The 13097-nt window shown below is 59.7% G+C and carries 12 protein-coding genes; 6 read left to right on the forward strand and 6 right to left on the reverse strand.

All coding sequences use genetic code 11. The annotated features are described in order from the left end of the window. From ACO07T_RS03160 to ACO07T_RS03185, 6 genes are all read left to right on the forward strand, one after another. A complete protein-coding gene (locus tag ACO07T_RS03160) occupies window positions 1–693 on the forward strand; it encodes an ORF6N domain-containing protein (protein WP_422048227.1) in 693 nt (230 codons plus the stop codon). A 202-nt stretch (window positions 694–895) separates the two neighbouring features. Then, window positions 896–1204, forward strand: coding sequence for a 30S ribosomal protein S10 (gene rpsJ / locus ACO07T_RS03165; RefSeq protein ID WP_044028221.1), 309 nt, complete (start codon window positions 896–898; stop codon window positions 1202–1204). A gap of 12 nt (window positions 1205–1216) precedes the next feature. Further along, window positions 1217–1936, forward strand: coding sequence for a 50S ribosomal protein L3 (gene rplC, locus ACO07T_RS03170; protein WP_209064700.1), 720 nt, complete (start codon window positions 1217–1219; stop codon window positions 1934–1936). After that, a complete protein-coding gene (rplD, locus tag ACO07T_RS03175) occupies window positions 1933–2550 on the forward strand; it encodes a 50S ribosomal protein L4 (RefSeq protein ID WP_209064698.1) in 618 nt (205 codons plus the stop codon). Before rplC ends, rplD begins: the two co-directional genes overlap by 4 nt. Further along, window positions 2547–2843 (forward strand): 50S ribosomal protein L23, encoded by a 297-nt coding sequence (locus ACO07T_RS03180; RefSeq protein ID WP_058238271.1) that lies wholly within the window; start codon window positions 2547–2549, stop codon window positions 2841–2843. Before rplD ends, ACO07T_RS03180 begins: the two co-directional genes overlap by 4 nt. Window positions 2844–3117: 274 nt before the next feature. Then, the gene (locus ACO07T_RS03185; RefSeq protein ID WP_422048228.1) at window positions 3118–4233 is read left to right on the forward strand and encodes a Hint domain-containing protein; all 1116 of its coding nucleotides are present in this window, start codon (window positions 3118–3120) and stop codon (window positions 4231–4233) included. A 19-nt stretch (window positions 4234–4252) separates the two neighbouring features. Here ACO07T_RS03185 and ACO07T_RS03190 read toward each other — a convergent pair whose 3' ends face one another. From ACO07T_RS03190 to ACO07T_RS03215, 6 genes are all read right to left on the reverse strand, one after another. Beyond that, entirely contained in the window at window positions 4253–5335 is a 1083-nt protein-coding gene (locus ACO07T_RS03190) for a ferritin-like domain-containing protein (protein WP_422048229.1), read from the reverse strand. Next, entirely contained in the window at window positions 5332–7239 is a 1908-nt protein-coding gene (locus ACO07T_RS03195) for a GMC family oxidoreductase (protein WP_422048230.1), read from the reverse strand. Before ACO07T_RS03195 ends, ACO07T_RS03190 begins: the two co-directional genes overlap by 4 nt. Beyond that, the gene (locus ACO07T_RS03200) at window positions 7236–7703 is read right to left on the reverse strand and encodes a hypothetical protein (protein ID WP_422048231.1); all 468 of its coding nucleotides are present in this window, start codon (window positions 7701–7703) and stop codon (window positions 7236–7238) included. Before ACO07T_RS03200 ends, ACO07T_RS03195 begins: the two co-directional genes overlap by 4 nt. Next, entirely contained in the window at window positions 7690–8631 is a 942-nt protein-coding gene (locus ACO07T_RS03205; RefSeq protein ID WP_422048232.1) for a hypothetical protein, read from the reverse strand. The genes ACO07T_RS03200 and ACO07T_RS03205 overlap by 14 nt, the downstream gene beginning before the upstream one ends. A 72-nt stretch (window positions 8632–8703) precedes the next feature. Beyond that, window positions 8704–12063, reverse strand: coding sequence for an adenylate/guanylate cyclase domain-containing protein (locus ACO07T_RS03210; protein WP_422048233.1), 3360 nt, complete (start codon window positions 12061–12063; stop codon window positions 8704–8706). 251 nt (window positions 12064–12314) lie between these two features. Beyond that, entirely contained in the window at window positions 12315–13097 is a 783-nt protein-coding gene (locus tag ACO07T_RS03215; RefSeq protein WP_422048234.1) for an enoyl-CoA hydratase-related protein, read from the reverse strand.

Here is a 13097-nt window from a genome sequence, read left to right on the forward strand (position 1 = left end):
ATGACAGATCTGCCAAGTTCCGAGACTGTGCGAAGCGCGATCCAGAAAGTGCGCGGAAAGCGGGTTGTGCTGGCGGAGGATCTGGCCGGCTTTTATGGAAAATCTGTCAGCGCCTTCAATCAGGCTGTGACGCGCAACAAAGACCTCTTTGAAGGGTACCGCTTTCAGCTGACTGACGAAGAAGTTGCCGATTTGCAGTCACAGAATGTGATTTCAAAACCAAGAGGGCGCGGCGGGCGCCGTGTGAACCCATGGGTCTACACTGACTATGGTGTAGCGATCGCCTCCACTTTGTTTCGCGACCCTCGCGCGATCCAAATCACACGAATGATCACCGAGGCTTTTGTCGATGGTGCCAACGCGGTGATTGATGCGCCTCCCCCAGAGGCTGCGCCCTTACCAGTGAAAACGAAACCGATCTTTCCCAATGGTGATCAGCTGCGCCACATCGCTGAGAGCATTTTGGAGTCCGGCCAAAAGAGTCTGATGGACTATATCGCCAATCCAACCACCAAAAGACAGCAAGCCATCGCCGCCATCATGAAGACACTGGCAGAAACCGCGAATGAAGATGTGCGACTGCGCCAAGAAGAGCTGCGCCTGCATATCGCCGAGCGGCTTGCCAATGGCGATTTCTCCGATGATAACGACCGCAAAGGGCTCTTGGATCTGCTGCATGCGATGAAGAGTTAACGCAGGTCCGCTCTGACCGGTCAGCGGCCAAAGCCTCTGAATATCACAATACCCCTTGCCCGCTTAGAAAATCGGCTGTAAAGGGCGCTGGTTCCCTATGGGAATAGGAAGGCGGGGTGATTCCCGCTTTTTGAGTTCGATGAGGGTTTGCGGTGGTCGCAGGTCCTCCTCTCAACTCCAACGCCTAAAAAAGGCTGACGAAATGCAAAGTCAAAACATTCGCATTCGGCTGAAGGCTTTTGATTACCGTGTCCTGGATGCCAGCACACAGGAAATCGTGAACACTGCAAAGCGCACCGGCGCGCAGGTTCGTGGCCCGATCCCGCTTCCCAACAAGATTGAGAAGTTCACCGTTCTGCGTGGTCCTCACGTAGACAAGAAATCCCGCGATCAGTTCGAGATCCGCACGCACAAGCGTCTTCTCGACATCGTTGATCCGACCCCGCAGACCGTAGACGCGCTGATGAAGCTCGACCTGGCGGCCGGCGTGGACGTGCAGATCTCTGTTTAAGGAGAACATCTGATGCGTTCCGGTATTATCGCAAAGAAAGTGGGCATGACCCGCTTGTTCATGGAAGACGGTAAGCAGATCCCTGTGACCGTTCTCCACCTCGACGGCCTGCAGGTTGTTGCACAGCGCACCGAAGAGAAAGACGGCTACACCGCCGTTCAGCTCGGCGCTGGCTCCGCCAAGGCCAAACGCACCTCCCAAGCCATGCGTGGCCACTTCGCAGCAGCGAAAGTGGAACCAAAGCGCAAGCTGGTTGAGTTCCGCGTTCCAGCAGAAGGCCTGATTGAAGTGGGCGCGGAAATCTCCGCAGAGCACTTCGTTGAAGGTCAGAAAGTGGACGTTGCGGGCACTTCGATCGGTAAAGGTTTTGCCGGTGCCATGAAACGCCACAACTTCGGCGGTCTGCGCGCAACACACGGTGTTTCGATCAGCCACCGTTCGCACGGTTCCACCGGTCAGTGTCAAGACCCGGGCCGCGTGTTCAAAGGCAAGAAGATGGCCGGTCACATGGGTGCGGTTCGCGTAACCACCCAAAACCTCGAAGTCGTGAAAACCGACGCCGAGCGTGGTCTGCTCTTCATCAAAGGCGCTGTGCCTGGCTCCAAAGGTGGCTGGGTTTCCGTTAAGGACGCCGTGAAGAAGAAAGCGCCTGAAGGTCTGCCATTCCCGGCGGCAATCAAGGCAGCAGCAACCGAAGCAGCAGAAGCGCCTGCGGAAGGTGGTGAAGCATGAAACTTGACGTGATCAAACTCGACGGCTCCAAAGCTGGTTCAGTTGAACTGTCCGAAGATCTCTTCGGTCAGGAACCACGCGCGGACATCCTGCACCGTGTGGTCCGTTGGCAGCGCAACAACGCGCAGGCCGGCACCCACAAGGTGAAGACCCGTTCGGAAACTTCCTACTCCACAAAGAAGATCTACCGCCAAAAAGGCACCGGTGGCGCACGCCACGGTGACCGCAACGCGCCGATCTTCCGTGGTGGTGGTATCTACAAAGGTCCGGTTGTTCGCAGCCACGGCCACGATCTGCCTAAGAAGTTCCGCAAGCTGGGCCTGAAGCACGCCCTGTCCGCCAAAGCGAAAGCAGGCGAGCTGGTTGTGATCGAAGATGCAGCAGCTGAAGGCAAGACCGCAGCTCTGGCCAAGCAGGTGAAAAACCTGGGCTGGAAACGTGCTCTGGTCATCGACGGTGCATCCGTGAACGAAGGCTTCCTGAAAGCATCGCGCAACATCGACGGTCTGGACATCTTGCCGACCATGGGCGCGAACGTCTATGACATCCTCAAGCGTGACACCCTGGTGATCACCAAAGCGGGGATCGAAGCACTGGAGGCTCGTCTGAAATGAGCGCGAAGGCAGAACACTACGATGTGATCCGCAAGCCGGTCATCACCGAGAAATCCACCATGGCGTCTGAGAACGGCGCAGTGGTTTTCGAAGTGGCGATCGACAGCAACAAACCACAGATCAAAGAAGCTGTTGAAGCGCTCTTTGGTGTGAAGGTCAAAGCGGTCAACACCACCATCACCAAGGGTAAAGTCAAGCGTTTCCGCGGCCAGCTCGGCAAGCGTAAAGACGTTAAAAAGGCTTACGTGACCCTGGAAGAAGGCAACACGATCGACGTGTCCACCGGTCTGTAATAGACCGCGCCTTAAGAAAATTAAGAGGCCGTCCGAGTTTCGGGCGGCCTTTTTTGTTGCCCGCTGATCGCTTGTGGTCAGCCCCCTGACCAAGGCCCCAAAGGCAGCCCCAACCGCCCCGGCAGATTCTGTTAACCTTTGGGGCGTAAAATGACAGTCACAACCCAATAAATTTAAGACTTCACGTTTGAACGCGTTAACCAATTAAATTGGTTCAAACTTGAATCAAATACTTCGTGTGTTAGTAGGTTCCTTATGGTGATGGGTAATTTTCATGGCTCCAAAGAATTTAATCATTAACGGCACATTCGATGCGGGTGCATCCGGATGGAGCGGCAGTGATATTGAGGCAAACCACAGAGAGACGGCGTATCTGCACAATGGCTCGCAAAACGCGGTGTCCGAGTTGGATGGGCGGCGTGGGCTGACCACTGTTCTTGAGCAGAGTTTTGAGGTGTCTCACGGCACCGACACAGAGTTGACCTTTGATTCTGCCCTGCGGAACGCCTCGAATCGCAACGCGGGCAAAGAAGGCTTCAACGTCGAAATTCTGGATGCAGACAACAAAGTCATTGCCTCCATGGAAGTGCGCCCGACAGCCAATGAGCTGTTGGAGTTTTCGCTGCCAGTCTCCTTTCCCAAAGGCGGCACCTATACGCTGCGGTTTACCGAGCGCGGCCCCAATGACAGCCTTGGTGCGATTGTCGACAATATTTCGCTGATGGTCTGTTTTGCAGGCGGCACGCGGATTGCCACGGCCAATGGCACCAAGGCCGCACGCGATATCGAGATTGGGGATGTGGTGCGCACAGAGACCGGCCTCAAACCCGTGCGCTGGGTTGGCCGCCGACAACTTACGGCCGAAGAGCTGGCGCAGGACGAGAAGCTGCATCCGGTGAGAATCGCCGCTGGTGCGCTGGGTCAGGGCCTGCCGGAGCGCGACCTCTTTGTCTCCCGTCAGCACCGCATGGCTGTGCATTCCCCGATCTGTCAGCGCATGTTCGGGCGGAAGACCGCGCTTGTGGCGGCAATCCGTCTGTGCGGTCTGCCCGGCATTTCCCTGCATCGCCCGACCTCAGAGGTGGACTATGTGCATCTGCTATTTGATCAGCATGAGGTGGTCTTTGCCGAAGGCTGCCCGAGCGAGAGCCTGCTGTTTGGCAAGATGACGGAATGCGCCCTGTCCCGTGAGGCGGTTGCGGAGATCAAGGCAATCTTTCCGGAAACCCGCGATGCCGCATTTGACGCCAAAAGCGCCTATGTGATCCCGGAAAACCCGCGGCAGAAACAGCTGGTCCGCCGCCTGCAAAAGAACCATCGGGCGGTACTGGAAGGCTATGCGCCGTCACTGGAGCGCACCGATCTGCAAGGGTTGGTGACAGCGGCCTGAGGATGGCGCGCCTGCGCCTCTACCTCCCGCAATCCGGCAGATAGGTCCACGTTGGCCCCGCCGTTTCGCCGGAGTCGTCCGGCAGCGGGGTGCGCATCAGCTTGGTGGCGTCTGACTTGAGGTCATACATCACCGGCACCAGTTGGCGCAGCGCGGCGCGCTCGCCGTTAAAGGCGCGCTCCAGCCCTCTCAGCAGCTTGGACCATGTGACATTGAAGGCATGTGACATGGCTTCAATGTCTTTTTGGCCCGCAATGTGATCCTGCGCAGGGTCATCGCGCATCGGGGAGACCGCGCGCCAATCCACGATCAGGTCTTTGCCCGTGGGCGGGCCGTCGACGGGATCGTCGGGGTGATAGTAGCGGCTGTGCAGGATTTCGTTGAACTTGAAGTAGTGCGCGACGTCTTCGTGGTCTGCTGGGCCGGGGATGGGATCATTGTCACCGGCGCGATGGCCGAGACAGGCGCCCTCGCCCTCCTCCATGATCTCATCAATGGCCTCTATCGCGGCGGCGTAGCGCTCTTCTGGAGAGCCGATGATTTCAATCACATGCCCCCCTGCCCCGTAGTAGTCGTCATTGTTGATCTGGCGGTCTTCGGCACCGATGAAGATCGCCTCAGCGCCGAAGGTGTCGCAGATGTCTTTGAGACGGGTTTTGATGAAGATGTAGAAGCCCCCGATGGTATGATAATCGCCGTGCTCCCCCGGGTAGGGGCTTTCGGGGGCTGTTTCGATTTGGCGGAAGGTTTTGATCTGATCCGGTGTGAAGCGGCGCAGATGCACCGTTGGGCCGCGCCCGCCGAGCAGCGCATGCGGGTAGGTTGGCAAGAGGTCGGGGTTGGTCATCTGCGGCCTGCCGCCAATGCCGTTCAGCACGTTGGCGACCAGCACCATATGCAGCATTTCCTCGACCATGACCTGCCGGATGACTTCAATGGGTTCGGCATTCACCAGCTCCGGGTCGGAGCGGTTGTATTGCCCCTCCTGCAGGATCGAATAAAGCGCCGTGGCATAGGGCGGGATAGTGGAGAGCTCCAGCATCAGTGCCTGTTGCAGAAGGGTGCAGAGCTCGTGACGGGCGGCAGAGAGATCCTGTGTCATGCCACGGCCTCCTGTTTCAACGCCGCTTTGAGCGCATCGGCCGCCCGGAAGGCCAGAGCGGCGAGGGTCAGCGTGGGATTGGAGGTGGCAATGGTGGGCATGGAGCCGCAGCCGACCATCCAGAGGTTCTCGTGATCCCACGTTTGCGAAACGCTGTTGGTGACAGAGTTTTTGCGCGAGGTGCCCATGCGATGGGTGCCGACAAGGTGGCCTGCGCCCCAGAAGGTGTAACCCTTGCCGTTGTAGGTGAAATAGCCTGCGGAATTGGGATCATAGGCGGTGTGGTCTTTCACGCCGAGGCGCTGGAAGATCTGTTTGCAGACATCGCGCGCGGCGGCGAGACCGGCGCGGGAGTAGTCATCCAGATCATAGGCGATCACCGGTCGGAAATCGCCCATCGGCGTGCGGTAGGCCGGATCAATTGTCACGCGGTTTGAGGCGCGCGGGAGCTGCTCGACCAAGACGCCAAGGCGGACCTGCCGCTGCACATCATGGTAAAGTTTGTCACGCAGGGCGGTGCCATAGAGGTTGTCCTGTTCCACAAGCCGCGCCACATCCGCATTTGGAGAGCCCGCCGCGAAGTTCCACCCCCAGTTGCCGATTTCCAGACGGAAGGCGCCTTTGCGGCCCCGGAAGCTGCCATCGCGGAAGTTCGCATAAGAAGAGGTCGAGCCAGGGCCACGGAAAGCACCGACAGGCTCCGGCGCCGCGCCCCAGCACATCATGTAAGGATGATCCATCAGGTTGCGGCCGAGCTCGCCGCTGCTGCGGCAGAGGTTTGAGGCCAGCGCCAAGGTGACATTCTCCACCGCGCCACCGGCCAGCACATATTGGCGGGCACGCACGCGGCGCAGATCAAACTGCGCCACGCCCGGGAACGGGTATTTCTTGTAGATGATGCCACAGACCTTGCCGTCCTCTCCCACCTCGACTTTGGAGACCACGGCCTGCGTGACCTTGCGCAGACGGTCTTTGCCCAGATGGACCGCATCGCCCAGCGTCTTCATGGCGTTGTATTTGGCCTGAATGGGGCAGATCGGGATGCAGCTGGAGTTGCCCTCACAGCGTTGGCCCATGAAGGCAAAAGCGCCGGTTGCGCCGCGCGGCACAAAAGGCGCGCGCGGCTCATTGCCCACCGAAAAAGTTCCATCTTTCTCTTTGGGCCTGCGCGGGGTCGAGTTGCGCCCTTGCGGCGTGTTGGAAACCTTCAGATGGACCGGGCCGTCATCATGTCCGATGTTGATCGGCATATCATCAGCCTTGGCAAAGAACCCATCCACATAAGACGAGGGGATCGGGTGCATCGGGTATTCGTAGTCTTTGGCGAAGTATCCTTCGTTGTCCTCCGGCTGGGTTGGATTGATGCCCAGCGCCTCGGGGGTCTGCTCTTTCACATCGGCGGAAACGCCAATCTCCCATTCAGCACGCTCATAGTAAGGGCGCAGATCCTGATAGGAGATCGGCCAGTCCACCCCTTTGCCAAAGCGGGTCTGCATCTCAAAATCGGCAGGCATCATGCGCAGGCTGGTGCCGAGCCAATGCAGCATGGTGCCGCCATAGGCGCGCAGGTAGTTGCTGCCAAAGGGCAGCGGGCCTTTCTGCACAAAATAGCCGTTGGTGTCTGGCTGGGTGCCGCGCACGGCGGTGATGTCGAGCACCGAGGGAGAAGGCAACGTGGGCAGATTGGGATAGGGCGAGTTGGGGGTCTTGGCCATCGACATGTAATATTGGTCAAGATAGCTCCGGTAGGTCTGCCACGTCTCGCCGTGGTCTGCGCCCGCCTCCAGAATAAGGACGGTCTGGCCAGCGGCGGCGAGCTCTTTGGCGACGATCCCACCAGCAATGCCCGCGCCAACGATGACCACATCATAAAACCGGTCTTCTTCAAACACATCAGCGCTCATGATCCGCCCCTCCCCGCAGGAGGTTTCATCGCCCAAGCGCCAAAACCCTGTTGTTTGGCACCCATAGGGTGCGCGCCGATGGCATCCCAGACGAGGCCTTCCTTATAGGCGCGGCTGGAGAGGATGCGCGCGGTGTCAAAGCGCGATGCACCGTAGGCATCGGTCCAGTCCTGAGGCAGCGGCGCCCATTGGCCGAGGTACCAAAGCTGGATCAGGGCGCGGGCGACGGGGCCGTGGCATTTGTCTGAAAGAAAGTGGTCGCGCACGACGGCATCCGGGTCATTGCACCCGAGTTTGCCAGCGCCCGCGAGAAAGCTTTCGCGGACCTCCTCTGACAGGACCTGCTGAAATTGATGCCAATATTCGGGGGCGCAGCCGGTGCCTTGCAATTCGGCGGGGGAATAACCGGTCAGCACCGCGCTGATGGTGAGGAAGGCGTCAAAGGCGGGATCAGACTGTGTCATGGCGGTCTCCGTCAATGGCGTCGACGTAAAAGCCGCGCGGCTCAAAACAGGCGGGTGGACTTTCAAAGACCTGAATGGCCACGGGCGTCATATCAGTGAAAAGCCTGTGCATGTCCCGCGTCATGGGGAAGTCATTGTCCCCGAGCTTGAGCTCGAAGGTCTTGGCGATCTCCTGCCCCGCTTCATCGGTCAGCAGCGCGGTTTCAAACAGTCCGGAGATGGTCCAGCGGGTCCAGACCGTGCGCCCCAAGCCGGTGGCAAATTCAGGGATCGGCGTGCAATTGGTGATCGCCCATTGATCACCGGTCAGCAGGCCGAAATCGGCACTCAGGTCGTAGACGATGGTTTCAGGATCATCGGGATTGACCAGCTGTATCCACCATTTCTTACTTTGCCGGGGCGGCTCCCCCTTCATCTTGGCATTGAGAGCAGGCACCTTGTAATTGAAGTGGCCCAGAAACTTCGGTTCGCCAAAGGCCTCCCGCCCGGCCTTCACTGCCATGGCGTTGTCAGCGGCCACATGCACGCGCAAGTGACCAATGGTTTTGGTTTGATCGCGGCCGTGCAGATACTCCCACAGCGAGACCTGCGGCACGCCAGGGACGCGGTTTTGCGGATAGGCGAGAAGATTGAATTCCACCTCGTTCACAAAGCCAAGCGAATTGTCGTAATGCGCGGTGTAGCGTTGGAAATTCAGAAGAATGACAGCTTTGTCGTTGCCTTTGCCATCGGGAAATCTGGCGACACAGAGACCAGTGCCTTTGACAAAGGCTTCGGCGACGTCCGGGTCTGTGTACCAGTACATCCATTGGCATTGCAGGGAGGCATAGAAGAAGGGGAAAGTGTCAAATTCTTTGGGCAGCTTGGGCATCACGCCCGCGATATTGATCTGTTTGCACGGGTTTTCAGTCTGGCTGTCGTCTGTCATTGGTCCCTCCCTATGTGCCGCCTTTCTGGCGGCTGACGATGTGCTTGATCTTCTCTCCGTCTTTTCTGTGTTTCAGGTGGCCAGCTTGGCCAAGGCCTTCCACGCCTGGGTCAGGGCCGGGTCTTTGGCCTTGGCCTTGCCAAGCTTGGTTTTCATGTTGTCGCTTGCGTCGCGCAGCCTGTCTGCCGCCGAGGGGATGGCGGCGAGATCGGCCACGGCCGAGGGCAAGGCCCCGTGGTGGCCCATCTCAAACGCCAGCGCGATGGCACGCTCCAGATGGGTGATCGCCGCGGTGCGGTTGCCTTTGGCCAGCGCCACCCGCCCCTGCAACCCGGCGAGACCGACAACCCAGAATTTCTCCCCGCTTATGGTGACAAAATCATTGGCCTCCGCCAGCAGGTCTTCGGCCAGATCAAACTCCTCGCGCAAGAGCGCCACGTCGGCGTAGAGGTAGAGGAAATAACTCAGACCAAGGCGGCAACCGGTCTCGCGCCATTCATCCAAGCCAAGCCGGATTTCGGCCAATGCGTTGACCTGCGGGTCGTGGCGCTGCGCCCAGCCGTTCATCACCCGCGCCCAGCCGCGCCAGAACTGGAAGGAATACTCTTCCGACAGGGTGATCAGGCGGGCGGAGGTTTCGGCCACGCGGGCCTCGTCGCCGCTGAATTGTCCAAGCCATCCGGCAAAGGCATTGGCAAAAGACACGCTGAAGGGATGCGCGGTTTCTTCGGCGTGGACAAGGCAGCGCTCGCTGGCCTCACGGGCGCCGATCACATCCCCTGCGAGCCAGCGCGACAGGCCGAGGTAGCCGTTGAGCGCCACCGACAGATCCACCACATCAAAATCCAGCCCGCGCTTGCGGTCCTCCAATGTCAGATCCACGGCGATGCCGGCATCCAGAAAGGAAATGGCTTTGTGCGGGTGGCCCAGATAGGTCTGCAACGCGCCCATGGAGCGCTCGGTCGCGGCCAGTGTCATGGGGCTGCCAAGGTCGCGGGCCAGAGAGACCAGCCGGTCTGCGTTGTTTTGCGAGGTGGCGTATTCGCCCCCCAGCATCATGGAGCGGAACTGGCCGTAGATGACTTTGAAGAGCCGCTCCATTTCACCGTATTGGCGGCAGAGCTCCTGTGCGCGGGCATAGGCGGTGATCACGGTTTCATGGGCATAGCCGCGCACAAAGGCCAGAGGCACGGCGAGCAAGATTTGCAGATCAATCTCGCGATGATCACGCTCCTGAGACGGTGGCAGCTCGCGCAGGCATTCCAGAGAGTTCTGCAGATGAGAGATCGCTTCGACGTTGGCGGACTGCAAGGTGGCGCGCCGTGCCGCGGAGAGCATAAAGCCTTCGGCTTTGGCAAAATTGCCTGCCTTTTGGTAGTGATAGCCAAGGATTTCCGGCTCGCCCCCCGGCTCTCTGGGGTCGCCTGTGTCGAGCACGCGGGCAATCCGACCGTGCCATTTGGCCGCTGTGGCGCGCAGCATGGATTGATAGGCTGCATCCTGCACCAGAGCGTGGCGGAATTTGTAAGACTGCACATCACCCGGCAGTCCAGCGGGCACGATCAGTTCGGCCTCCAAGAGCTGATCCAGCGCGTCGCGGGTTTCCAGCTCGTCCCAATCCAGCACCTCGCGCAGGATGTCATGTCCAAAGACGCGCCCGATTGCGGCGGCGACCTGCACCACCTCGCGGCTGGCGGAGAGCCGATCCAGACGTGACATCAGCGAGTCCTGCAGGGATTCCGGGATTGCGAGGGACAGCTCGGCGGTGCTTTGGGAGTGATCCTCAAAGAGGCCGGTCTCCATCGCCATTTTGGTCAGCTCCTCCACAAAGAGCGGCACACCGTCGGTGCGCTCCGCAAGCTGGTTGAGGATGGCGGCGGGCGGGCGCATACCGGCGATGCTTTCGACCAGTTTGAAGGTGTCGGCGCGGCCAAGTCGGTTGAGCTCCAGCGTGGTGACATGGGGCTGGTTGCGCCAGGGGGAGTCAAATTCTCCGCGTGCAGTCATCAGGATCAGACAGCGCCGCTCCGCAAGCCGGGCGATCCACTGGTCGACAAAATCCAGCGTGGAGGCATCCATCCAGTGCACGTCATCCAGAAGCAGGAGCAGCGGGTGCTCTGCCTCCATCGCGCAGCAGATTTGCAAGAGTGCGCTGACAAGGGCGGCTTTTTCACGCTCTGGTGCCATCGGAGCCGAGCTGCCGGTCTCCTCATCAAAGCCCATGAGACGCAGGACCGGCGCGCCGCTGATGGTGACATCAAGGCCGAGCTTTTGCATGAAGGCGATGGCCTGCGCCCGGTTGTCAGACGCCTCGGCGCCGGGTGTGAGGTTCATCACGGAAGCCAGAGCGTTTTTGACCGGAAAGAACGCGCTGCTTTGGTGCATGGGTGAGCCAAAGAAGGTGAGGCTGCTGAAGGTGCCGTTGCTGATATCCTGATTGAGCGCAAAGGCGATTTTGGTTTTGCCAACGCCCGCGTCTCCGGTGAGCAGAAGCACCTGCCCGTCGCCTTCCAGCGCATCGTCCCAGCGCGACTTCACCAGTGCGATCTCTGCCCCGCGTCCTATGATCGGCGTATCGCTTTGCAAAACCTCCCTGCGCGGGGTCTGGAAGACGCCGTGGCTGATCGACACAGAAAAAAGCTCAAGCGGGGCTTCGACACCGGCGAGCTCCGGACTGCCAAGCGAGGCATACTCCAGCCGGTCGCCGATCAATCTGCGTGTGACCTCTGTCACCACAACCTGGCCAACCTTGGCGGCGGACTGCACCCGCGCGGCGACATTGGGCGTATCCCCGAAGAGCCACATTTTCTCATCCAGAGAGGCACTGTTGGCGGCGCCGACCACAACGGGGCCAGTGTGCAATCCGAGGCGCACCTGTGTGCTGACGGAGCTGTCGTTCAGCGCGCTGGCGATCTCTGCGGCACGGTCGTTGATTTCCAGCGCGCAGACGGCGGCGGCGTAGTGGCTGCCCTCTTTGGCCACCGGATAGCCGAACACCGCCACAACGCCATCCCCGGCAAAATTGGCAACCTTGCCGCCAAATTTGTCGACCACGGTTTCCACCAGCGTGCGGTAGCGGGTGATCAGATCGCGGTAGTCTTCGGGATCGAGCTGGGCCGACAAGGCGGTCGAGCCAACAAGGTCGCTGAACAAGACCGTGAGCAACCGCCGCTCTGCCACATCCTCAGGTGGCGGGATTGTTGGCACCTTAAAGATCGCATCCTGAGGCGCAGGCGTGGCGCTCAGCAGATCTTCCCGCGCCTCTTCCTCCAGCGCGGTGCCGCAATTGGTACAGAATTTCGCGCCCGGCGTGGTCTGGTGGCCGCAGTTTGAACACGCCAGTCGCAGCGAGTTCCCGCAGTGTTGGCAAAAATTGGCGCCAACCGGGTTCTCTGTATCGCATTGTGAACAAGAACTAACGAGGCCTTCCAAACGGCACTCCTCACGCACATCAAAATCACTAAAAGCGTTTCAGAGCACTCTGCGTTTGGTAGAAATTCCTTGGTCACGGCTCTTCCCAAGGACTGCCTGCCTCACTCTGGCGGCGTGCGGCAGGTAAAACGCAAAGTGCCTCAAACGGCAAATCGCCACTTAGTATGTACCACAAATGCGCCTGATTGTCCTTGGGAATTGCAGCTCTCCTTGCGCGCTCTACCCTTGCAGGAAAGGGGTTTGAGCGCCTTCTACCTGAACTTGGGTGGACGCTTTTCAAGGAACGCGGTCATGCCCTCGCGCTGTGCCGGAAGGCCGTAGAGGGCGTGATACATCTGCCGCTCAAAGCGCAGGCCTGCGTTGAGCCCCACTTCTTCGGCCTCATTCACACAAGCGCGCGCCATCATGACGATGTCTTTGGGATAGCTTGCGATGGTCGCAGCCACCTCCTGAGCGGTGCTGTGCAGCGCCTCTTCAGGCACCACACGGCTGACCAGACCGATGGCCTGCGCCTCGGGTGCGTCAATCATGCGGCCGGTGAGGATCATATCCATTGCGCAGGCGCGGCCCACAAGTTTGGTCAGCCGCTGCGTGCCGCCAATGCCGGGGATGCAGCCGATCTTGACCTCCGGCTGCCCAAAGCGCGCGGTTTCTGAGGCGAGGATCACATCGCACATCATCGCCAGCTCACACCCGCCGCCCAGCGCATAGCCTGAAACCGCCGCCACCTTGGGCGTGCGCAGGGAGGCAAAGCGATCCCAGCCCGCAAAAAAGGCGGTCTCATACATGGAGCCATAATCCTGCACATTGAGTTCGGCGATATCGGCCCCCGCGGCAAAGGCGCGGGCGTTGCCGGTGAACACCATACAGCCGATGTCGGGGTCGGGGTCGTGGATGGAGGCGCAATCCAGCACCTCCTCCAGAACCTGAGAGTTGAGCGCATTCAGCGCCTTGGGCCGGTTGAGCGTGATCGTCAGAACACGCCCCTCCTTCTCTGTCAGAATGGTCTCATAGCCTTGGACATCATCACGCAT

Origin of the sequence: Shimia sp. (genome assembly GCF_965227725.1) — a bacterium.
Lineage (GTDB): Bacteria > Pseudomonadota > Alphaproteobacteria > Rhodobacterales > Rhodobacteraceae > Shimia.

Excerpts from the sequence above, each read along its gene's own strand:
- ACO07T_RS03160 (WP_422048227.1), top strand. The coding sequence starts at position 1 with ATGACAGATCTGCCAAGTTCCGAGACTGTGCGAAGCGCGATCCAGAAA.
- rpsJ (WP_044028221.1), top strand. The coding sequence starts at position 896 with ATGCAAAGTCAAAACATTCGCATTCGGCTGAAGGCTTTTGATTACCGT.
- rplC (WP_209064700.1), top strand. The coding sequence starts at position 1,217 with ATGCGTTCCGGTATTATCGCAAAGAAAGTGGGCATGACCCGCTTGTTC.
- rplD (WP_209064698.1), top strand. The coding sequence starts at position 1,933 with ATGAAACTTGACGTGATCAAACTCGACGGCTCCAAAGCTGGTTCAGTT.
- ACO07T_RS03180 (WP_058238271.1), top strand. The coding sequence starts at position 2,547 with ATGAGCGCGAAGGCAGAACACTACGATGTGATCCGCAAGCCGGTCATC.
- ACO07T_RS03185 (WP_422048228.1), top strand. The coding sequence starts at position 3,118 with ATGGCTCCAAAGAATTTAATCATTAACGGCACATTCGATGCGGGTGCA.
- ACO07T_RS03190 (WP_422048229.1), bottom strand. The coding sequence starts at position 5,335 with ATGACACAGGATCTCTCTGCCGCCCGTCACGAGCTCTGCACCCTTCTG.
- ACO07T_RS03195 (WP_422048230.1), bottom strand. The coding sequence starts at position 7,239 with ATGAGCGCTGATGTGTTTGAAGAAGACCGGTTTTATGATGTGGTCATC.
- ACO07T_RS03200 (WP_422048231.1), bottom strand. The coding sequence starts at position 7,703 with ATGACACAGTCTGATCCCGCCTTTGACGCCTTCCTCACCATCAGCGCG.
- ACO07T_RS03205 (WP_422048232.1), bottom strand. The coding sequence starts at position 8,631 with ATGACAGACGACAGCCAGACTGAAAACCCGTGCAAACAGATCAATATC.
- ACO07T_RS03215 (WP_422048234.1), bottom strand. The coding sequence starts at position 13,097 with ATGCGTGATGATGTCCAAGGCTATGAGACCATTCTGACAGAGAAGGAG.